The sequence below is a fragment of the Paenisporosarcina sp. P4_B8 genome, assembly GCF_056402175.1.
The window spans coordinates 1-22,590 of record NZ_JBFUHX010000025.1; the positions used below are offsets into that span (position 1 = coordinate 1).

The window sequence follows — 22,590 nt, forward strand, 5'->3', positions numbered from 1 at the left end:
GAATATTCTTTTTTACGAATATTAATTGGAAGAAGAGATAATCCAAATATTGTGATTGAAGAACCTGAAGCACATTTGTCTATTAAAAACTCAGTTTTACTAGCCTATATTTTAGTATCACTTCATCAAAAAAAAGAAGGCAAGATTTGGATTACAACGCATAGTAACTTCGTTGTGGATGCTATTAATAATTTGATCATGTTAGCAAGTCTCGATAGTGAAATTCAAAAAACATACTTAGATAAATTAGGAATGATAGACGTCTTAACAAATATTGATAAGAGTAAAACTGATGAAATTGTTTCTTATTTTTTGATTGATGGGTTCGCTGAAAAACTTCCTAGAAATGTTTTTGGAATTGAATATGATAGTTTCGTAAAACAAATTAATGATTTTGTTGATCTTTCAACTGATTTACAATGGGAAGTAGAAAATTTAAACGATGTTTTGAGTGAAGAATAATATGAGTTTATCATTTGATTTTATTACTTTTAAAAGAATCAGCGAAAACTTAAGAAAAGATTCATTTTATTTTGTTGACCATAATTCGGGGGATTACATTATTTATGAAAATTATGCTGAGAACCCAGGTGACACTCAAGACATCTCTGTAAATGTTTCTCAAATATTAGGAATGGATTTAAGTTTAGAAAAATATAAAATATTTAGATATGGTAAAGAAAACGCAAAAAAAGAAGAAAGTTGTTTTGCTCTTCTTAAAGGACAAGACGCTAAAAGTCGAAAGGCTGATATTACTCTCCTTATCTTTGATAATGAGAATAACAAAATTTATTTAGTATGTGGTGAAGTGAAAAAAACATTTAAAGAAGCAAATTTTGCTGATGCCAGGGAGCAGTTAATTTCGAGTCATATTGATTTAAATATTTTTAATGCAATGTTATCTTTTAATTATTTTCCAATAGAAAGATATTTCTTCATTGTCTTTGAAAAGAATAAATTGATTAAAGCACCGCATTCTTCGTCCGCAATATTAGCAAGATCCGATAGTGACAAAAAGATTCCGTTTAATTTATTAAGAGAGGAATATGAAAGAAAAAAGATACATTTTAATTTAGATKATTCGAGATTAATTAATCAAGTAGATAAAGATATTTCAAAACTGAATGATAGTTTAATGTTAAGTGCGGACTTAAAATTCATTTTATCAACTTCAACTACTTCATAGCTCTCTAATGGAAAGAAAAACCCGTCAGAGACACTCGAGGACATCAGACAGCTTTACGCTGTTTAGGTGTTCTCTTTGCTATTTCTAAAAATTATTGGATCTGATTATTGATATAATCGATTTACGTAAAATTAGTTAATAGTTACCTATGATCTACCGCTAGTAAACCTGCCATTAGATCTGACATTTTTAATTCCATTTTTAGCTATCCCAAGGGACCACAAGGTTTTCAGCCCGTAGCATTGAATAGAATTGAAAAAGTTTCTAACGAGTTTGGTTCGGTTGAGTTAGCAATTGAATTTATGTCTAATAAATCTTTAAGTTTCTCTGACAATAACAACATTTCTATCAATGATGAAATGGGGTTCCAGGAGAGTGTTGAAGAACAAACTGTAACAACTATTATTGAAGACACATCACCTCAGCCGATAGTTATTGGGACCGAGAAAAAGAGATCTGGTCATAAAAGGGACCTATTAAGGCCAAGTCAGCCATCATACTCTCAGGGTTTAAATGTACATATGACATTTCTCATATAACTTTTACATCTAAAAAGCATCAAAATCCATACATGGAAGCACACCATTTAATTCCACTTGGTGCGCAGAAGAACTTTGACTATTCACTCGATATAACTCCTAATATAGTCTCGCTATGTCCTAATTGTCATAGAGCTATACATCTGTCTGACATAAAAACCAAAATTGAGATATTAAAAGTCTTGTTTACAGCCAAAAAGAAAAAGCAATTGAAGAACTGCGGTATAGTAATATCAATGGAAGATGTAATTGCATTGTATACGTAAGTATTATTTTAAATTTGATATTTGTCCCGCCAGTCAACTGGAGGATACCTAACAGCATTACGCTGTTTTGGTGTCCTCTTTTTTATTTCATTCATAGGGAGGTGGAGAAATGAAAACGTTGCAAAATCAACTTGTCAAAAAAGGGCTTACACGGATTGAATTCTGCACAAAGAGTTCTTTAAATACAAAGGGGAGCACGAAATCAAACTAAACGTTTAGCGAAAGAGAATGGAAGACTTTGATGGGTGTTTACCGGCCGACGTATCGGAAAATTAATGGCAAAATTAAACAGCAATAGGGGGGTACCAGCAATGATTGAAAAACAAATGGACCAGCTGCTGAAGGATTATCACTGGATGATTAATAGCGTGAAGATCATACGTGAAGGGATGAATGACATTGGACAAGGTTTGAATACTCAATACGGGCTCCAGGCAGCCATGCCGAAAGCTAGTGGACTGAACAGCGACCCAATCTATCGTGAAGTGGAAAGACGCGACAAACGCTGGAAGAAAATCAATGAGTACGAAGGAAAGATAAAAGCAGTCCAGGACCGGATTCAATCAATTCATGTGGATAGGGAAGTGGAAGTGCTACACTGGCTACTGGAAGGAAAAAGCATGCGCTGGATCGGCAGTCACATGACATTATCAGATCGTCACATCGGTCGCATCAGGGAATCGATCATCAGAAGAATGTCGCAAATGTCGGATATGTCACATTCGTCGCAGAAATGACAGCTTCTTTTTCTATCGTGTAACATTGGAGGAAGGACGGCGCGGCAGGTATGTTTACCAATACGCCTGGCTACGAGTAGAAGATTTTAGAATAACCTTCGGTATATTGAAGGGTTTGCATCTTCCAGGTCGAATATTGTCATTGGGAGGTGGAAAAGGTGAAGAGAGATTTAAACTTAGTCAGAGAATTGTTGCTTATTATTGAAAGTAACGTCGGTAATTCAGAACTTAATATTCCTGTTGAGTGGGATAGCAAAAATGTGGCATACCATCTCAAAATAATGGATCAAGCGGGTTACATTAATAACAAAACGCAATGGGCAGATAACAGTCCATTTTGGATTTACGCTTCTTTAACGTGGGAGGGGCATGAGTTTTTAGATTCAATAAAAAACGATACCATTTGGGATAAGACCAAAGAAGGTATTAAGAACAAAGGGCTGGAACTCGGTTCTGTTCCATTAGTTATAATAAAAGAGTATGCAACTATGCAAATTAAAAGTGTTTTTGGTTTAAGTTAAGCATCCTTCGTGGTGCTTTTTCTTTTGCTCCAAAACAACTCAAACACCAAAGGAGGCGGCGGTGATGTAAATGGCAGAGAAAAACGTGCTGGCCGAGAAAGACTATGTAAGAGGAATGAAGTACAAGGACATTGCAGAGAAATATCACGTGTCCATCAATACGGTGAAGTCATGGAAGAGACGCTATGACTGGAATCGCGAAAGGGGTGCACACAAAGAAACGGGGTGCCCCAAAAGGGAATATTAATGCAAAGGGGAATAACGGCGGCGCACCACTACGCAACCAAAATGCTTCCACACACGGCCTCTTTGCGAAGTTCCTCCCGTCTGAAACGCTCGAAATTATGGAAGTTATGCAAGAGCGATCGTTTGCTGATTTGATATTTGACCAAATACAGATTCAATATGCGGCCATCATCCGGGCGCAACAGATTATGTTCGTAGAATCCAAAGATGAACTGATCAAAGAGCTGAAAAAGACGAAATCGGATGTCGGTGAAAACTACGAAACCACTGAAGAAGAATGGGAATTCCAGTTCACTTGGGATCGTCAAGCCACTTTTCTTAATGCTCAATCAAGGGCGATGTCGGAACTCCGTAGCCTGATAAAACAGTTTAATGACATGGCCCACGATAAAGATGAAAGAAGATTACGCCTTGAATTAATGGCTGAACAAGTTAGTAAGTTGAAACGTGACAACACCAAAGATACAAGCACTGAAGATAAACTGAAAGACTACTTTACAGCATTGGGTGGTGCATTTAAGAATGCAGAACCTTGATGCGATCTACACCAAGAAACAACAAGATATTTACAGTCGCTGCGTAAATGATGATTGGTTCATGCTGATCAATCATGGAGCAAAACGTTCAGGGAAGACGGTCCTGAATAACGATCTCTTTTTGCAAGAGTTGATTCGAGTTCGTCAAATCGCCGATAAAATGAAAATAGACAAACCTATGTACATATTATCTGGCGCAACTCTTGGGACGATACAAAACAACATCCTTAACGAGTTAACCAACAAGTATGGGATAACCTTCAAATTTGATAAACATAACAATTTCACGCTATTTGGGGTTTATGTGATTCAGGCCGGCCATTCCACTATCGCTCATTTGGATAAAATACGAGGCATGACGGCAAATGGAGCTTATGTGTATGAAGCTTCGCTTGCTAACGAGGCAGTATTTGACGAGATTAAGTCCCGATGCAGTGGTGAAGGTGCGCGTGTTTTTGCTGATACCAATCCAGATCATCCAGAACATTGGTTATTGAAAGATTATACTCTTAATCCGGATAAGCAAATCTTGTCCTATTCATTTAGCTTGGACGACAATACATTCTTATCAGATCGGTATAAGAACAACATGAAAAACTCCACACCCTCGGGCATGTTCTTTGATAGGAACATTAAAGCTCTCTGGGTAAGTAGGGATGGAGTCGTATACAGCGACTTCAATAAAGAAGTTCATAGCATTACAAAAGAGAAACTCTCCAAGAAGAACTGGTGAGTTTTTTTGCTGCCGTCGACTGGGGTTACCAGCATTTTGGTGCCATAGTCGTTATTGCAGAGGATGATCAAGGCGATGTCTTTTTGATAGAAGAGTATGCTGCCCAATTCGAAGAGATTGACTACTGGGTGGAGATAGCAAAAGGGATTAAAGGACGTTACGGCAATATCAATTTTTATTGCGATACAGCTCGGCCGGAGTATATTAAGAGATTCCGTGTTGAAAGATTACGCGCCATTCATGCGGACAAGTCAGTATTAAGTGGGATAGAAGAAGTTGCTCGCTTAATTAAGCAGAACAAATTCTATGTCTTGTATACCGAGTGTCCGCGGTTCCGACAAGAAATCTACAAATATGTATGGCATGCGACAACAGGTGAACCAGTAAAACAGTTTGACGATGTGCTGGATGCATTGTGCTATGCAATTTATACGCATTACAAGCGCAATATTCTCCGAGGGAAAAACAGGTAGAGGTAGGTGAAGTATATGCTGTATTTCAAGAAGCTAATTGATGATGACGGGATATCTCCTGATATAGTCCAGGACATCATTGAGGTTCACCAGAAGGATATAGAGCGTATGTTCAAGCTTTATCAGCGATACAAGGCTGAACCAGATGACCAGAAATTTTTGCTCGTAAAACAATTGAATACGAGGATTTTGAAACCGGTGGGAATGTCCGGCGGGTAGATGATAAAGTCAATAATCTACTTAACAACTCATTCGATGCAGACATCGTTGATACAAAGGTAGGCTATTTGTTTGGCCATCCAATCAGTTACAACCTAGATGTTGAGAATGAAACTCTTAAACAGGAAATAGAAACGTTCATTCTTCGAAATAACGTAGGATAGCCGGAAGGTCATGAGCGCATTAAAAATATTAATCCGTGGGAAGTTGTGTTCATTGGTGATGATATACACGAACCGGGTTATTCCCTGCGTTATTACTCAATTGGAGAAGACACATACGCCGAGTCTTATGACGATGCATTAATCTACTTCTTCAAGCAAGAGAAGGGCAAAACATTCCTAGAATTGGAGCCCAAACTTCACATGTTCGAATTTAATCCGTTATTTGGTGTGGCGAACAAATTGGAGATGAAAGGTGACGCTGAAAAGGTCCTGGCTCTTATTGATGCCTATGACCGTACACTATCAGATGCCTCAAATGAGATTGAACAATACAGATTAGCCTATTTGATTCTAAAAGGATTAGGAGCCGATGATGAAACGCTTCAGAAACTGAAGAAAACAGTGGTATTTGAGCTATTTGAGAAAGAAGATGATGTCAAATACCTGACGAAAGATATTAATGATCAAATGATTGAGAATCACATGGATCGGCTGGAACAAAACATCCTGCGATTCGCCAAATCAGTCAACTTTGCTGATGAATCATTCGCTGGCAACGTTTCAGGAGTGACCATGAAGTACAAAGTGATGACACTTGAGAACAAATGCATAACGATGGAGCGAAAATTCGTTTCCTCGCTGCGCTATCAATTTAAGGTCCTGTTTAGTGCCTTGGCTATGCGAAAGGGTATCAACAAAGAAGACTATCTGAAGATATACTTTCAATTCAAACGCAACTTACCAGTGAATATTCTTGATGAAGCCCAAGCATCATTGACACTCAAAGGAAATGTAAGTGAACGAACAAGGCTCTCTCTTCTAACCTTTGTCGATGATGTCGATTACGAACTCGATGAAATGGATCAGGATGAGTTGAGATTCGGGCAGAGGCTACCGTGGTAAAGACGATGAACAGGTGGAAATTGAGGAATTATTGGATTAGGCAATGGCCAAAGCAGAAAGTGATCTTGAGAAGGTTTTTGCAAGACGACTTAAGACCATTTTGTTTCAAGTTTCCGAGATGTTCCGGAAGTAAGAGAAAAAGGGTGAACTAAGCTTTACAGAATTGAACAAATAAAACAGGTACCAGAAGGAAATGAACCTGATCAGCGACTTGCTGACGGAGCATTCGTCATAGAATGAAAGTCACAACAAAGGTTGGACATTTAGCTGCTGTCGACTCCCCTACAAATTTAGAAGTAAAAGTGAATGATCACTATTTTCATACTTTGATTGAAGTATGGGATGAAATAGAAAGATCAACTATTCATAAACTATATAAAGAATTATTGATAAGCCTTGCAAGCGGTAAAACAGCGGAAGACATGTCAGCGGATCATAATGTTGACATTAACGCGTTAAGAACAAAAATTAGTAAAGCGAAGGCAGCTTATAGAGTAGTGGCGTCATGAAGAGTCGATTATATAAACTGTCGCCTTGGTTAATTAGAGCATTAATACCAATGGGAATAAAAGGGACATATATTCTTTATGTAAAAAAAGGTAGTAATCTTGTCCCGGTCTACGTTGGTCGATCAGATACTGATTTACAACGGAGACTTCTAAATCATTCCTATTTTACAGTAGCCCACTATTTTGAATACTTTCACTTTGATTCCCTAGAAAAAGCGTTCTTGTCGGAATCATCTCTATTTCATTGTTTTGAGGATACTGTATTAAATGAAATTCATCCTGCTACGCCACATTCATCATCGATTGTTTGCCCTTATTGCACAAAGAATTATCATAAAACAATAAAGAGTCGGATAAACTTAATTTCTTAACATAACTGTATTTTTTTCTTGAAGCCCCTCCCATAAGAGGCGTTTTTTGGTTGGTCTCATTTCTTCCTGTTTTCAACTAATGTGTACTTTAGTTGAATTACGATAGGATTGCCATGATGGAGTATTTTCTTTTATTTAGAGATTCTTCAACGTTTATCCAAAGAAATCTTACAGAAGTTGTTTGAAAAAATTTCAGTTTAATAATAAATCTCACTATTTATCCAGAACTTTTTCCCAAGAAAAAATAACAATAAAATAACAAAAATTACGCGATTAAGTGAAAAAGAATGAAAGACAAGTTATTATATATGAAGATAACCCTTATATATAAAGTAAAATGATAGTTAAAGAAAGAAGGCAAAAACATGAATGCATACGATGAGTACATGAAAGAAGTAGTTAAACCAATGAGAGCAGAACTAGTAAATGTTGGCTTCAAGGAATTGACGACTGCAGAAATGGTGAATGAACATATGGCGAAGGCTAAAGGAACATCTTTAGTCGTAATTAATTCGGTTTGTGGTTGTGCAGCTGGATTGGCAAGACCTGCAGTTTCTGAAGCATTAGCAGAAGTGGAAAACAAACCTGAACATTTGGTAACTGTTTTTGCAGGTCAGGACCAGGAAGCAACTTATCAAATGCGCGCTTACTTTGAAGAAGTGCCACCAAGTTCCCCTTCAATTGCAGTTGTGAAAGATGGTCAATTAGCATACTTCATTCCGCGTGAACAAATTGAAGGGTTTCCGATGGAGCAAATCAAAGATCATTTAGTTCAAGTATTGAACCAAGTTACATCTGCGTGAAAGCGATTGTAACTACTGCCGGCAGGCCAACCGATTTGACGATACAGTTCGCGAAAAATGCATCGGCGAAGCTGGGATTGTCTTATATTGACCGTCAGAAAAGAACCGTCACTCAATTACAGCAACATTATCAAAGTAATGTGCTCGTGGCGGCTAAAAGTCGCTGGGAGTATCATGCGTTAAACTCAACTGAACCGTTCTTTTATCATCCAAGCTCCGCAATGTTCCGATTGAAACGAGTGGCTAGAGGAGAACATGATCCTTTGTTGGATGTATGTCAACTGCAAATCGGGGATTCTTTCCTGGATTGTACACTTGGTTATGCATCAGATAGTTTGTTGGCCGCATATGCAGTAGGGGAGACTGGCACCATTCATGGCTGCGAAGCTAATCCTGTGCTTGCGTTTATTTTAAAAGAAGCTTTTCATGGAGGGCGAACTGATCATACGGAATATCAAAGCCTCATGAATCGCATTCAAGTGATTTCTTCTGATGCTGTTACTTATTTGAAGCAGCTAGCAGACAAATCTGTTGATGTCATTTATATGGACCCTATGTTTGAAACTTCGATTACGGAGTCAGTAAATATAAGTCCGTTGCGGGCATTGGGGATTCAGGATGCTTTAAACGAAGAATGGGTAGAGGAAGCAAAACGCGTTGCTAAAAAGCGAGTTGTTTTAAAGGCGCATTTTGGCTCACCTTGGTTCGAACAGTTTGGTTTTGAACAAATCAAACGGCCAAATACAAAATTTCATTATGGATTCATAGAAAAAGCTGCAACTCAATGAATGAGTTGCAGCTTTTCATGTTCAGTCTGTAAAGTTTAAAGAAGTCAAGTACGCAAGCAAAAGTAACATTCCAATTCCAATCACTGTATGCATGTCCATAATAATTCCTCCTACTTAAAAAACGAAGCGATTTCTACATTTTTATTGTACAATGAATTATAGAAAGATGAAACCTTTTCGTGCTTCAATTCGTATAACTTATAGAATCTTTTTAAAAATTGTACAAACTTGAAGGTGATAATGGATGAAAAATTGGATTCAGAAAACGTTAGTAATTGCAGTTGCACTTCTGACATTTGGTGTAATATCGCCTAACCATGTAATTTGGGAAAACTTACTGGATGAAAAAGCGAACCAAAAATCGATTTCTTCCCCCAATACGCAACCTACATATGCAGTGGAATGGTCTGAACAAGCACCATCTACTTTTCTTGAAGATGCCATTGTTCAAGCAAAAGAGCAATCATTAGTTAAGTTCGGCTCACGTATTGGTCCCGTTATCACCAATGAATTTGACGAAGTCATCTTCCCGAAAATTCAAGAAGCGATTGAAATGACTTTATTTGCAATGGACAATAAAACACTCAACTCATTGGCAATCAGTGAAAACCCATCCGGGGATCACAGTGAAAAGATTTTCCACATTTTTGATACAACAACGAAATCCGATTTAATCCGATTCCATGTAAGAACGGAGAACCGACCTCAAGACGGTTATTTTTTTAATTTTCATTACCATACATCGTCAGATGAATTCGCCAAACACTACATGTTAGGTGATATTTATTGGTCGAAAAACATGCCACCTAAGTGGTTATCATAATGCATAAGACCTTTTTCAATGCATGGCGCTGAAAAAGGTTTTTTCACATCTAAATTTCTGGAGGTTATATATATGGATCAGTATTTGCAACTTTGTAAAACAATTTTGGCTAATGGTGCAGTAAAAGATGACCGTACGGGAACCGGCACAAAAAGTATTTTCGGCTATCAAATGCGTTTCGATTTAACGAAAGGATTTCCTTTAATGACAACAAAACGGACAGCAATGAGATTGATTGTTTCTGAATTGCTTTGGTTTTTAAAAGGGGATACCAATGTAAAAACGTTAATCGCTGAAAACAACCATATTTGGGATGAATGGGCTTTTGAAAAATGGGTAAATAGCGAAGACTATAATGGTCCGGATATGACGGACTTTGGTTTGCGTGCAGCACATGATGAAGCATTTCAGAAAATTGTGGATGAACAAATGGCCGTTTTTAGAGAGAAAATTCTGTCCGATGATGATTTTGCGAAAAACTATGGGGACCTTGGTCCTGTGTATGGCCGTCAATGGCGTTCCTGGCCATCTGCTGATGGCACATCAATTGATCAGTTGAAGAATCTCATCATGTCACTAAAAAACAATCCAAATTCGAGACGACATATTGTCACTGCATGGAATCCATCTGAAGTAGATCAAATGGCCTTGCCTCCGTGTCATACATTTTTCCAGTTTTATGTTGCCGACAACAAGCTGTCATGTCAATTGTATCAGCGCAGTGCTGATGTGTTCTTGGGTGTACCTTTTAACATTGCTTCTTACGCTTTATTGACCCATTTGATTGCAAGGGAATGCAATCTGGAAGTCGGCGAATTTGTCCATACACTAGGTGACGCGCACATTTATTCAAATCATATGGATCAAGTGAATGAACAACTTGCGAGGGAGCCTCGTGATTTGCCCACATTGTCGATTTCAAGTGATAAGACGTCCATATTTGATTTGGAAACCTCGGATATTTCAGTAGAAGGATACAATCCACATCCACGAATTAAAGCACCGATTGCGGTGTAGAGAGAAGGCGTTTTATGATTTCATTAATCGTTGCACATGATATGAATCGCGTAATTGGCAAGAACAATAAAATGCCATGGCATATTCCAAATGAACTGGCTTATTTTAAGGAAAAAACGATGGGGAAGGCCATTGTGATGGGACGCAATACGTTTGAATCCATTGGACGTCCTTTGCCTGGCCGTTTGAACATAGTGATTACACGGAATACTTCTTATAATCCTGAAGGAGTAACCGTTGTCCATTCGATTGAAGAAGCGATTGAGATTGCAAGAAAGCATCATGAAGAAGTCATGGTCATTGGTGGGGAGCAAATTTTTAAGGAAGTCCTACCATATACAGACTTGATTTATGTCACGCTTATTCAGAATGAGTTTGAAGGAGATACGTTTTTCCCACCTTATGAAGACGGCTGGGATGTTGCTTCCACTTCAGAAACCATTACAACAGATAGCGGGTTACATTACCAATACATGATTTATAAAAAGAAAAACAGGGTGCAGGAGCTTGTTTAATTCTGTACGGACTTTTTCATTTTTATTTGGTTATTTGCCCTTTAGTTTGAAAGATTTACGTAAAGTGCAAAATCAACGCCATCTTTTGTCAACAGAAGATTATGATGTACTTGTACACCGTCAGCCTAAGAAATGGGCTGACGGTATTTTAAAGCGGACGAAAAGCACCTTCGATGTAAAAGGGTTGGAGTTCATACCAGAAGGTCCGGTCCTCTTTGTCAGTAATCATGAAGGCAATTTCGATATTCCATCGCTCATTGCCCATATTCCGAAGCCATTTGCTTTCATGTCAAAAATAGAAGTGAAGAAACTGCCGATTATTAGAGACTGGATGGAAGCAATGAATTGCGTGTTCATTGACCGTACTAATCGAAGAAGTGCCATGCAGTCAATTAAGGATATGATCGAAACATTGAAAAATGGGCATTCCATGATTATTTTCCCTGAAGGTACCCGTAGTAAAGGAAAACCAGTTCGGGAATTCAAGTCTGGTTTTGCCAGAATCGCAAAAGAAGCTCATGTCACGATTGTACCGATTGCCATTACAGGTACGTCAGAAATTATGGAAAAGAACAATACTAAAATAAGACCTGCCCATGTAAACATTCGCGTTATAGCGCCTATTTCGATTGAAACAATTCAAACTCTGTCATTAAAAGAATTGATTGATCTTGTCCAACAAAAAATTTCAAATGAAGTAGAGCTGTTGCAACACTCAAAAATTTGATGCTGATAACAATCATCTGTTTTGTAAGTACCTGGCTCATATTGGACAGCTCTAATAGTTTACATTTCCTTCAAATCTTTTTTATAATAACTATATGAAGAGAAAGGTGTGACCGGATTGGCGAAAATACATATCGTAACCGATTCAACAGCAGATTTAACGACTGAACAAATTACTCAGCATTCGATCCATGTTGTACCCTTAACGATACAAATCGATGGAAAGACATACATTGATAGAGTGGACATCCAGGGAGATTCGTTTTTGGAAATGATGAAGACATCAAAGGAACTGCCAAAAAGTTCACAGCCGGCAGTTGGCGTATTTCAGGAACTCTACGATGAGTTAGGGAAAAATGGGGATCAAATCATTTCGATACACATGTCTGGTGGTATGAGTGGAACGGTTAAATCTGCACAAGCAGCTGCTGAAATGACCAATTCTGACGTAACAGTGATTGACTCACGATTTATTTCATATGCTTTATCATTTCAAGTTTTAGAAGCAGCACAATTGGCGCAACAAGGTGCGACAGTTGAGGAAATTGTAAAAAAGCTGGACATCATGCGTGAGAACACAAATCTTTTTGTTGTTGTTGATACGTTGGAAAATTTGGTTAAAGGTGGCCGTATTGGCAAAGGGAAAGCATTAGTTGGCTCATTGTTGTCAATTAAACCAATTGCCTCGCTAGAAGGAGGAGAATACACTCCCATCCATAAAGCAAGAAGCCATAAACAAGTGGTTCAATATTTATATAAKCAGTTTTTAGAAGACACTAAAGGTAAAAAAGTGAAAGCTGTGGGCATCTCCCAAGCTAACGGCTTTGCGATGGCAGATCCATTGAAAAAATTAATTGAGGAATCCAGTTTTCATGATGTTTCAATAGGATATACGACGCCAATTGTTAGTACCCATACTGGTATTGGCGCTATTGGTTTTATGTACACCGTCGAATAAAGAAGGAAACGAGCAGGGAGAGATCCCTGCTTTTCTAATGAGAGGGAGAGGGAAAATGATAAAACGATTGATACTTGTCATCTTGGTGAGCGTATTCATCTTGACAGGATGTCAATTTGGCCAAATAAGCAGCCCCGATTTTTCATCAAGACAACCATTTGCAATGAAAGATTTCTTTATAAGTGAAACGTTCTTTCCAGATGATATCATGCTAGTTGGTTTAGGCGATTCTTTAACACAAGGTGTAGGGGATGAACGGAAATTGGGAGGGTATTTGGGACGCCTGGCGTCTGAAATGAAAACTTTTCAAGGAATCCGTGAAGTTGACTTAAGGAACGAAGCGAAGAGGGGAAGACGAAGTGACCAATTATTGAAGCAACTGAAATCTGGTGACATTAACGAACCCATTCAGGAAGCTGATTTAATCATTGTGACAATCGGTGGAAACGACATCATGCGCATCGTCAAGCAAGATTTATTTCAATTACGAATTGCTGCTTTTCAGAAAGAGTTAGTGAAATTCTCTGAGCGTTATTCGGAAATTCTCATGGAAATCAGAAAAGTCAACCCGAATTCACCCATTCTCATGGTTGGCTTATACAATCCGTTTACGGTTGTGACAAATGAAAAAAATGAGTTTGATCAAATCATGATGAATTGGAACGAAGCAATTCTTAACACTTCTTACACCGACGTAAATGCTTGTTTTGTACCTGTAAGCGATTTATTCAACTCGAATGAAAACATGGTATATCATACGGATTTTTTTCATCCAAATAGTAAAGGCTATGAACAAATGAAAGACCGCATACTGGAATCCCTTGAATCTTGCGGTTTAAAACACTTAGCAAAAGGGGAAAAGGATTTTTAAGGAGTTGACATATTAATGAATGGATGGAAAGTTGCTTTTTTACTATTAATTGCACTAATAATCACTTCTGTAGTTGTTTTTGTTATTTGGATGACTTCACCTTCTGATAAAACGATTATTCCTGAACCACAGGCAACTTCCGATGGAAATGTGTTGACGCTAAAGACCACCAAAGAAGATTTTGAAGGCATTGCTAATTCGTACATAGCTGAAGCGATAAATATAAAGCCGATGCCAGTCGTTCTAAGTGTCGAGGATCAAATACTCCTGTCTACTGAACTTACTATTTTTTCAACCAAACTTCCCGTCATCATGAAATTTGATCCGCTGGTCGAGCCGAATGGCAACTTGAGACTGGTTCAAACAGGCGTAGAAGTCGGTCCATTAGAGCTTGATCCAAAATACGTGTTAAACTTACTGAAGGATTCCGTAACTTTGCCTGAATGGATGATTGTACGACCGGATGAAGAAGATGTGTATATCGATCTATCCCGTATTCCGATGAAATCCAATGTGAAAGTTAAAGCTAAAGAATTTAATCTACAAAAAGATGAAATCACTCTCGAGATACTTGTTCCGAGTAACTAAAGGAGGTCTACTCATGACCATTGAAAAAGCAACATTTGCAGGTGGATGTTTCTGGTGCATGGTGAAGCCATTTGACTCGTATGAAGGCATCCATTCAGTTATTTCAGGATATACAGGTGGAGATGTAGAAAATCCGACGTACGAACAAGTATGCACGAATTCTACTGGACACAAAGAAGCTGTACAGATTACCTTTGATTCAAATGTGTTTCCTTACGAACAACTTATTGAACTGTTTTGGATGCAAATTGATCCTACAGATCCTGGGGGTCAATTTTTTGATCGCGGATCATCCTATGAGACCGCAATTTTTTACCATAGTGAAGAACAAAGACAGATTGCTGAAAGATCCAAACAAGAATTACAAGACAGCGGAAAATTCTCGCAACCAATTGTCACACCGATTGTGGAAGTGAAAGCATTTTATCCAGCAGAACAGTATCATCAGGACTACTATAAAAAAAATCCAACACATTACGAACGGTATCAGGTAGGATCCGGAAGAGCAGGATTTATACAAAAAATGTGGGGTGACCAAAAATGACTAAAGAAGATTTAAAAAATAAACTGACACCTATGCAATATCACGTAACTCAGGAAAATGGAACAGAGCCGCCACATCGCAATGAATTTGATCAACATTTTAATGAAGGTATTTATGTTGATATTGTTTCCGGAATACCCTTGTTCAGTTCAAAAGATAAATATGATGCTGGCTGCGGATGGCCAAGTTTTACTAAGCCTATCGATGGTCCGGAAGTAACAGAACATACGGATGTTTCTCACGGCATGACCAGGACTGAAGTAAGAAGTAAAACAGCCAATTCGCATTTAGGACACGTTTTTCCGGATGGGCCAGGTCCTGAAGGTTTACGTTATTGCATTAATTCGGCGGCATTGAAATTCATTCCGAAAGAGAAGTTGCAAGAAGAAGGATACAGTGAATATTTAAGTCACTTTTAAAGAAAAAGCTAAACTCAAATAACTAAGAGTTTAGCTTTTTCTTCTGCTTAGACTTTTACTTTATATTTGAAAACCTGTATATATAGAATATAAGAACACTATCTTTGGAGGTTAATATGAATCATACATTCTATAAATACACCCTGACTTTCAGAGGAGGACCAAAATCGGATCTTAAGGCTATGTTTGCGGAAGCTATGTTTCAGGATTTGCCTTTCCCAAAGCAATCTTCCGATTTTGAAGAAATTTCCCGTTACATTGAAGAATTGGCGCACTCCGATATGAGCGCAAGTATTTTTGATGAAATTTGGTCGTTATATGAAACAAATGTCCTGTCTCAATCGTAAAGATGTATAGAAACTAATTAGGAGGAATGTATATGTCGATTTTCAATAAAGTTTTAGCATCTGTAGGAGTGGGCAATGCAAGGGTAGATACAAAACTGAACGATTCTGCTTTTGTTGCAGGTGAATTGATCTCAGGAGTTACTGAAGTGGTTGGGGGAAACATATCTCAAAACGTGGATAGTATTTATATTAAAGTTTATACTACTTACGAACGCGAATCGAACGACAATAAATACACAGATTCAGTCGCAATTTATTCCCACAAATTAAACGAACCATTCACGATTGAAAAAGGAGAGAAAAAGGCATTCCCATTTTCATTCAATCTTCCGCTCATTACTCCAGTCACCATGGGAAGAACGAGAGTTTGGTTACAAACCGGTCTTGACATTAAAAATGCAGTGGATCCTGGTGATAAAGATATGATTGAAATCCGACCAAATGCTTTTGTTCAGGCTGGGTTGACTGCCGCTCAAAATTTAGGTCTTAAATTACGTAAAGTAGATTGTGAAGAAGCACCGCGTGCATACAGAGGTATTACTCCTTTCGTTCAGGAATTCGAGTTTTTTGCAGCATCTGGACCATTTAGAGGAAAATTTGATGAAATTGAACTAACGTTTATTCCAAAAGGATTGGATCAGGTTGAATTACTTATCCAAGTCGATCGTAAAGTGCGAGGCTTGGGTAGCTTGTTCTCGGAAGCACTGAATATGGATGAGTCATATATCCGCATGTCTTTGTCAAAAACTGATTTATCATCTCTTGAGTCCCGATTAAATCAGGAAATTGCTCGTTACGTTTAACACCGTTTGCATATCGACACAAAAAACAGTATGATAGTACGGAAATGTTTATAAAGTGAGGTTACAAAGATGAGTGTTCATATTAATGCTAAAAAAGGCGATATCGCTGATACGATTTTATTACCGGGAGATCCACTACGTGCTAAATACATTGCAGAAACGTTTTTGGAAGACGTTGTTCAGTACAATGAAGTACGTAATATGTTCGGATACACTGGAACTTACAAAGGGAAACGTATTTCTGTACAAGGAACAGGAATGGGCGTACCTTCAATTTCGATTTACGTTACAGAATTAATGGCTGAATATGATGTTCAAAAATTAATTCGTGTAGGGACTTGTGGTTCAATTCACCAAGACGTTAAACTCCGTGATGTAATCATTGCACAAAGTGCTTCAACGGATTCCAAAATGAACGATATCATTTTCAACGGCGTTACCTTTGCACCGACAGCAGATTTCGATTTACTATTAAAAGCTTACAATGCTGGTAAAGAAAAAGGCTTGAATCTAAAAGTTGGTAATGTATTCACTGAGGATGTATTCTACAACGAGCATGCTGAGCATGAAAAATGGGCTCAATATGGAATTTTGGCACTTGAAATGGAGTCAGCTGCTCTGTATACATTAGCTGCTAAATTTGGCCGTCAAGCTCTTGCAATCCTAACAGTAAGTGATCACTTGTTAACAGGGGAAGTAACATCTTCTGAAGAACGTCAATTGACATTTAACGACATGATTGAAGTAGCATTAGATGCTGCGATTCAAGATTAATTAGAATATTTTAAAAGGCTGTCATATTATTTTTTTGACAGCCTTTTTCTTTCCGTTTACTTGATGTAACTGATAAACTATACATAACTATTGAAGCATGTATTTTAATGGTTTCGATTTGAAAGTGGTGAATGACTTGGATGAATTGAAAAACAATACGGAACAACCAGCAGGACAACCTGAACAACCGGAACAACCAGAACATGTAGAACATGATGGTCCAGCAGGAAAGTATATACGCTTGAAACCTTTCTTTTTCATCATGCTGATTTTCACATTAATTTTGAGTACAGCAGGATTAACGATTTTTGCTTTAACATTTGGCGATGAAAAGGTCGTCGAGGTCGGAGCTCCTGAAAGAAGAGAGTTTACAAAGTTATACCAGGCGTATGATGAATTGAAGGCTGGCTACTACGCTGATATTGACCAAGATGCTATTGTCAATGGAGCAATCAATGGAATGATTGAAGCCCTGGGGGATCCTTACTCCGATTATATGAACCAAGAAGAGGCTGCTCAATTCGAAGAAAGTATTTCTTCAAGTTTCCAGGGAATCGGTGCTGAAATTCAAGAACGCAATGGAGTTATCTCTGTAGTGTCACCAATTAAAAATTCACCAGCAGAAAAAGCAGGGATTTTGCCAAATGACAAAATCATTGCAGTTGATGGGAAAAACATTCATGGTATGAGTGCTTCCGAAGCCGTATTGCTGATTCGTGGAGAAAAAGGCACATCCGTTTCGTTGACTATTCAACGTGGTGAAATGAAAGAACCGCTTGAAGTTGAAATTGTGCGTGACGAGATTCCGATTGAAACTGTTTATGCAGAGCTATTGGAAGATAATGTTGCACACATTCAAATTACAAGTTTCTCAACCAATACGTATGAAGAACTGCTTGCAGCCATAACTGAAATGGAGGATGCGGGAATGAAAGCATTAGTGCTGGACGTCCGCCAAAATCCAGGTGGCTTGTTGACATCAGCTATTGATATCTCCAATTTGTTTGTTGATGACGGCAAACCTTTATTCCAGACCCAGGAAAAAGGGAAGGAAGCAGAAATTTACTATGCAACGGATGAAACGAAAGTTAAAGTACCTGTTTCTTTATTAATAGATGAAGGAAGTGCTTCTGCTTCAGAAATTCTTGCAGCTGCAATGAGTGAATCGGCCGGTACAAAATTGGTAGGCTTAAATTCATTCGGTAAAGGAACGGTACAAACAGCAAATGAATTAAAAGACGGGTCTAATATGAAATTCACAACTGCGAAATGGTTAACTCCTGAAGGCAATTGGATTCACGAAAAAGGGATTGCCCCTGACGTGAAAGTAGAATATCCAGCTTATACGCAGCTTGCGTATTTGGATGCGTCTATCGAAATGAAAAATGGCGTTTTATCTGATCAAGTGAAAGCTGCAGAAGAAATGCTTACTGCAATTGGCATTGATACAGGAAAAGTGGATGGACTGTTTGATGATCAAACGGAAGCTGCTGTAAAACAAGTTCAAAAAGAAGCAAAACTTGAAGAAACGGGCGTCTTGACGGGTGATTCGACGTTTGCCTTAATGGACCGTTTACGTGTGAAAATCAAAAAGGATGATCCACAACTTTTGAAAGCAAAAGATTTGGTATTAGAAGAACTAGCAAAATAAACAAAAGCTGGCCTGCAATTTGAGGCCAGCTTTTTTCACCAGAAAGGGCGTACACGATGAAAGACGTTTATTTATTCAGCGGTTTTTTGGGAAGCGGAAAAACCTCATTATTAACAGATACGATTCGACAGTTGAAAGAAAAAGGATTAAAACCCGCGATATTGATGAATGAACTAGGAAAACTTCCATTTGATTCTCAGTCAGTAGATGAAGACATTCCATTGAAGGAAATGTTGGAAGGATGTATCTGCTGTACCGGCTCTGAACAGACAGAGGCTCAATTACAAACATTGTTGGCAGGCGAAGCATTCGATGTACTGATTATTGAAACAACCGGTGCAGCACATCCTGTTGAAGCGCTGGATGCTGTCTATTCACCATTATTTGCGAAACAATTAAATGTCAAAGGAATCGTGACAGTGGTTGACAGCTTGCTTTGGTTAGATCGTCAAGCATTACGTCCTCAAATTCGTTCTCTCTTTTTGGAGCAAATTCGTCATGCGCACTTATTGTTAGCCAATAAAATGGATTTGCTGTCTGATGCACAACAGGCGAAAATTACATATGAATTACAAAGTTTCAATCCTTCTGCGACAATTATTCAAACATCTCACGGAAAATGTCCGTTTGCCATGTTAGAAAGATTGAAAGGCACTGTGCAAAAGACAGATGTTAATCAAGCCCGTATCGGTGAAGAACTTGCCTTGTCCACAAGACTAGTTACTTTTAAACAATCGATTAATAAAGAAGAGTTTGAAGATTGGTTACGTACATTGCCATCTTCCGTATATCGCATGAAAGGTTACGTTCCTATCATTGGCATGAAAAACCCTATGCTTTTCCAATATTCGTATGGAATGGTGCAGTGGTTGCCTGAGTATGTGAAAATGGAGCCGGCAATTATAGTCATTGGTGAACAAATTGCACAACTGAAAGTTCCAGGAAGCGAGTGATTAAGTCATGAATGAAACGATACTAGCTTATCAATCATTGTTCCCATATCGTCAAGGAACTAAGTTGATTGAAACCATGGATCAATTATCAGACTGCATAAGAATCGAATTATTAGATGAGCTCACCCACCCACGTGTTAGGAAAAGCGCTGATGTAAAATTACAAATTGCTTTTGATAGAATCAATAGAAGTAGCCTCATCTCTGTAGAAAAAGAGGGGCTAAAGAAGGTTTATGAGGCTGTTTATCAGTCCGTCAATAGCTAATTTAATGAAAGATATGGTAATTTCCCTAAAACCACGCAATATTGATGTCGTGTAAACCGCTTGAAGAGTACCTTTTCATTTCTGCTGGCAACAGTGGAAATGAATGGGTATTTTTTTCATAGTTTTAGCCGATAGACTAGGTGGCAGAGGAGGGAATAACAAATGAAAAAAATGTTACTAGGTTTAACAATGGGAGCTATGGTGTTCTCATTCAGTCAAGGTACGACCGCAGAAGCTTCATTTTCATCAAATCAACCCACTTGTCTTACTAATACAAGTTTTGACTGGTCAACACGTACTCTAGCAAAACCGGTGGCGAACTCAGCCATGGAAAAACAATTGATAGATCAACTTTATGCACAGCTATTTGCTGCAGGTTTTAAAGCTCCAACACAAAAACCAGCTGTCCCAGCAAAACCAGCTGTCCCAGCAAAACCAGCTATCCCAGCAAAACCAGCTGTCCCAGCAAAACCAGCTGTCCCAGCAAAACCAGCTGTCCCAGCAAAACCAGCTGTCCCAGCAAAACCGGCTGTCCCAGCAAAACCGGCTGTCCCAGCAAAACCAACGGCCCCAACAACACCACCTTCATCAGGTAATATTTCGTCAATTGAACAACAAGTTCTTACATTGACGAATCAAGAGCGTGCTAAAGGCGGATTAAAACCCCTTGCTACTGATGCTGCTTTGATGGACACTGCTCGTGCAAAATCAGCAGATATGAGCAAGAATAACTATTTCTCTCATACAAGCCCAACAATGGGATCTCCATTCGATCAAATGAAAGCTAAAGGCATTCAATACAAGGCTGCTGCTGAAAATATCGCAATGGGTCAAAGAACGGCTGCTGAAGTCGTTAAAGGATGGATGGAATCACCAGGACATCGCGCAAATATCATGAATGGTACTTATACTCATATTGGTATTGGATACAATGCAAACGGTAATTACTGGACACAACAATTCATTCAAAAATAATACACAAAGCCATCTCAATTCGTTGAGATGGCTTTTAGACTGTAGACAAAAAATAAAAAGAGTGAATATAACTGTATACTAATGAAAAAGAGTGTATGCAAGAAAATGTTGATTTCCTTTGCGGCGGACGCGTTTCGCGGGCACGGCTTTAGTCTCCTCGTCACTAGAAAAACCGGTGCTCCTGTTTCTGCATCGCTCTGCTAGCTTCGAAACATGAAAGTACGTTTTGCATCGCTTCGCTAGCTTCGTTTCCTGCGGGGCCTTCAGCTCGTGCTTTTCCCGCTGAAAAGATTAGGACCAAAGGCAATTTGGTCCTAATCTTTGCGACGAGTAACCGCAGAAGCAGATGTATTCAGACGCCTCCACTCCAATCAACGGATTTAGCTTCTGTTTGCGTATCTCTTCATATTATTTCATTAGAAAGATGGTCGGCTATTTCTGAAGACTCCTGCGGAAAAACGAAATAAGCTAGACCCCACAGGGTCAGCTGGCATAGACAGCTGAGCCGAGGAGGCTAGCGTTTCGTCCGCGGAAAGCGAAAGAAATAGCCGACCATAATATTTTTCGATAGAGTGCAAAAGATAAGAATGCGAATTTTTATACTTTTATATTGATTAATATTCTTTCGTCAACAAGCTGAAAGCCATCTCAATTCGTTGAGATGGCTTTTTTTGTGCTATTTACATTTTTAAAGGCACTATTAAACTTTATTGCTGTATATCGTACATTTGCGCTAGCATCACATTCCTCATGAGCCAACAAGTATGAAAATCATATAGTTGTGGATCTCACGCTTCGAAAGTGCTTCTCCTGCGGTTACTCGTCGCCTAAAAGATTGCACTCGTCGCAAAGAGCAAATTGGAGAACAAATTGCGCATTTGCAAGTTCCAGGAAGTGTGTGATCGGACATGAATGAAACGATACAAGCTTTTCAATCATTGTTCCCATATCGTCAAGGAACTAAGTTGATTGAAAATGAATCGATTATCAGAAGTGCTCACTCACCCACGTGTTAGGAAAAGCACAGTTGTATAAGTAAATATTACTTTTGATAGAATCGATAGAAGTAGCCTCATTCCTGTATAAAAAGAGAGGTTAAAGAAGGTTTATGAAGCTGTTTATCAGCCCGTCAATAGCTAATTTAATGAAAGATATGGTAATTTTTCTAAGACCACGCAATTTTTATGTCGTGTAAACCACTATGAGAGTACCTTTTCATTTCTGATGGCAACAGTGGTAATGAATGGGTATTTTTTTCATAGATTTAGCCGATAGACTAGGTGGCAGAGGAGGGAATAACAAATGAAAAAAATGTTACTAGGTTTAACAATGGGGACTATGGTGTTCTCATTCAGTCAAGGTACGAC

General features: G+C 38.5%; 25 protein-coding genes and 3 pseudogenes. All 28 read left to right on the forward strand.

What is annotated here, in order from left to right:
* Positions 1–462: pseudogene (locus AC1DSK_RS16060) on the forward strand (hypothetical protein); the annotation flags it as partial.
* Complete coding sequence (locus AC1DSK_RS16065) at positions 452–1,186, forward strand: hypothetical protein (protein ID WP_477598370.1); 735 nt, start codon at positions 452–454, stop codon at positions 1,184–1,186. The pseudogene AC1DSK_RS16060 and the gene AC1DSK_RS16065, both read left to right, overlap by 11 nt.
* A gap of 535 nt (positions 1,187–1,721) precedes the next feature.
* Positions 1,722–1,991, forward strand: a complete 270-nt coding sequence (locus tag AC1DSK_RS16070; RefSeq protein ID WP_477598377.1) for an HNH endonuclease — start codon at positions 1,722–1,724, stop codon at positions 1,989–1,991.
* Positions 1,992–2,236: 245 nt separating this feature from the next.
* On the forward strand, positions 2,237–2,728 hold the full coding sequence (locus AC1DSK_RS16075) for a DNA-binding response regulator (RefSeq protein WP_477547638.1): 492 nt from the start codon (positions 2,237–2,239) through the stop codon (positions 2,726–2,728).
* A 158-nt stretch (positions 2,729–2,886) separates the two neighbouring features.
* Positions 2,887–3,249, forward strand: coding sequence for a DUF2513 domain-containing protein (locus tag AC1DSK_RS16080; RefSeq protein ID WP_477547637.1), 363 nt, complete (start codon positions 2,887–2,889; stop codon positions 3,247–3,249).
* 70 nt (positions 3,250–3,319) lie between these two features.
* Positions 3,320–4,031: pseudogene (gene terS, locus AC1DSK_RS16085) on the forward strand (phage terminase small subunit).
* Entirely contained in the window at positions 4,018–4,764 is a 747-nt protein-coding gene (locus tag AC1DSK_RS16090; RefSeq protein WP_477547636.1) for a terminase large subunit domain-containing protein, read from the forward strand. The pseudogene terS and the gene AC1DSK_RS16090 overlap by 14 nt, the downstream one beginning before the upstream one ends.
* Positions 4,761–5,237, forward strand: coding sequence for a phage terminase large subunit family protein (locus AC1DSK_RS16095; protein WP_477547635.1), 477 nt, complete (start codon positions 4,761–4,763; stop codon positions 5,235–5,237). Before AC1DSK_RS16090 ends, AC1DSK_RS16095 begins: the two co-directional genes overlap by 4 nt.
* A 15-nt stretch (positions 5,238–5,252) precedes the next feature.
* Positions 5,253–6,523, forward strand: a pseudogene (locus AC1DSK_RS16100) (phage portal protein).
* A gap of 236 nt (positions 6,524–6,759) precedes the next feature.
* Positions 6,760–7,032, forward strand: coding sequence for a hypothetical protein (locus AC1DSK_RS16105; RefSeq protein WP_477547634.1), 273 nt, complete (start codon positions 6,760–6,762; stop codon positions 7,030–7,032).
* A 736-nt stretch (positions 7,033–7,768) separates the two neighbouring features.
* Positions 7,769–8,206 carry a BrxA/BrxB family bacilliredoxin gene (locus tag AC1DSK_RS16110; protein WP_477547633.1) on the forward strand — a complete coding sequence of 146 codons (438 nt, stop codon included), beginning with the start codon at positions 7,769–7,771 and terminating at the stop codon, positions 8,204–8,206.
* Positions 8,203–8,994, forward strand: a complete 792-nt coding sequence (locus tag AC1DSK_RS16115; protein WP_477547632.1) for a class I SAM-dependent methyltransferase — start codon at positions 8,203–8,205, stop codon at positions 8,992–8,994. Before AC1DSK_RS16110 ends, AC1DSK_RS16115 begins: the two co-directional genes overlap by 4 nt.
* Positions 8,995–9,238: 244 nt before the next feature.
* Positions 9,239–9,817: a YpjP family protein gene (locus tag AC1DSK_RS16120; RefSeq protein ID WP_477547631.1), complete on the forward strand. Its 579-nt coding sequence runs from the start codon at positions 9,239–9,241 to the stop codon at positions 9,815–9,817.
* A gap of 72 nt (positions 9,818–9,889) precedes the next feature.
* Positions 9,890–10,834 carry a thymidylate synthase gene (locus tag AC1DSK_RS16125; protein WP_477547630.1) on the forward strand — a complete coding sequence of 315 codons (945 nt, stop codon included), beginning with the start codon at positions 9,890–9,892 and terminating at the stop codon, positions 10,832–10,834.
* A 14-nt stretch (positions 10,835–10,848) separates the two neighbouring features.
* Complete coding sequence (locus AC1DSK_RS16130; protein WP_477547629.1) at positions 10,849–11,349, forward strand: dihydrofolate reductase; 501 nt, start codon at positions 10,849–10,851, stop codon at positions 11,347–11,349.
* Entirely contained in the window at positions 11,342–12,076 is a 735-nt protein-coding gene (locus AC1DSK_RS16135; protein WP_477547628.1) for a lysophospholipid acyltransferase family protein, read from the forward strand. Before AC1DSK_RS16130 ends, AC1DSK_RS16135 begins: the two co-directional genes overlap by 8 nt.
* A gap of 117 nt (positions 12,077–12,193) precedes the next feature.
* The gene (locus tag AC1DSK_RS16140; protein ID WP_477598373.1) at positions 12,194–13,033 is read left to right on the forward strand and encodes a DegV family protein; all 840 of its coding nucleotides are present in this window, start codon (positions 12,194–12,196) and stop codon (positions 13,031–13,033) included.
* 55 nt (positions 13,034–13,088) lie between these two features.
* Positions 13,089–13,904, forward strand: coding sequence for a GDSL-type esterase/lipase family protein (locus AC1DSK_RS16145; protein ID WP_477547626.1), 816 nt, complete (start codon positions 13,089–13,091; stop codon positions 13,902–13,904).
* Between the two features lie 15 nt (positions 13,905–13,919).
* The gene (locus tag AC1DSK_RS16150; protein ID WP_477547625.1) at positions 13,920–14,492 is read left to right on the forward strand and encodes a YpmS family protein; all 573 of its coding nucleotides are present in this window, start codon (positions 13,920–13,922) and stop codon (positions 14,490–14,492) included.
* Positions 14,493–14,505: 13 nt separating this feature from the next.
* Positions 14,506–15,036: a peptide-methionine (S)-S-oxide reductase MsrA gene (msrA, locus tag AC1DSK_RS16155; RefSeq protein ID WP_477547624.1), complete on the forward strand. Its 531-nt coding sequence runs from the start codon at positions 14,506–14,508 to the stop codon at positions 15,034–15,036.
* Positions 15,033–15,455, forward strand: coding sequence for a peptide-methionine (R)-S-oxide reductase MsrB (msrB, locus tag AC1DSK_RS16160; protein WP_477547623.1), 423 nt, complete (start codon positions 15,033–15,035; stop codon positions 15,453–15,455). The genes msrA and msrB overlap by 4 nt, the downstream gene beginning before the upstream one ends.
* Before the next feature lie 116 nt (positions 15,456–15,571).
* Positions 15,572–15,802, forward strand: a complete 231-nt coding sequence (locus AC1DSK_RS16165) for a YozE family protein (protein WP_477547622.1) — start codon at positions 15,572–15,574, stop codon at positions 15,800–15,802.
* Positions 15,803–15,834: 32 nt separating this feature from the next.
* Positions 15,835–16,605: a sporulation protein gene (locus AC1DSK_RS16170; protein ID WP_477547621.1), complete on the forward strand. Its 771-nt coding sequence runs from the start codon at positions 15,835–15,837 to the stop codon at positions 16,603–16,605.
* A gap of 69 nt (positions 16,606–16,674) precedes the next feature.
* On the forward strand, positions 16,675–17,379 hold the full coding sequence (deoD, locus tag AC1DSK_RS16175) for a purine-nucleoside phosphorylase (protein WP_477531969.1): 705 nt from the start codon (positions 16,675–16,677) through the stop codon (positions 17,377–17,379).
* A gap of 136 nt (positions 17,380–17,515) precedes the next feature.
* A complete protein-coding gene (locus tag AC1DSK_RS16180; RefSeq protein ID WP_477598375.1) occupies positions 17,516–19,030 on the forward strand; it encodes a lmo1851 family serine protease in 1,515 nt (504 codons plus the stop codon).
* A 56-nt stretch (positions 19,031–19,086) separates the two neighbouring features.
* On the forward strand, positions 19,087–19,983 hold the full coding sequence (locus AC1DSK_RS16185; RefSeq protein ID WP_477547619.1) for a CobW family GTP-binding protein: 897 nt from the start codon (positions 19,087–19,089) through the stop codon (positions 19,981–19,983).
* Positions 19,984–19,990: 7 nt separating this feature from the next.
* Positions 19,991–20,248 carry a hypothetical protein gene (locus tag AC1DSK_RS16190; RefSeq protein ID WP_477547618.1) on the forward strand — a complete coding sequence of 86 codons (258 nt, stop codon included), beginning with the start codon at positions 19,991–19,993 and terminating at the stop codon, positions 20,246–20,248.
* Positions 20,249–20,410: 162 nt separating this feature from the next.
* Complete coding sequence (locus AC1DSK_RS16195) at positions 20,411–21,223, forward strand: CAP domain-containing protein (protein ID WP_477547617.1); 813 nt, start codon at positions 20,411–20,413, stop codon at positions 21,221–21,223.
* Positions 21,224–22,590: the final 1,367 nt, after the last annotated feature.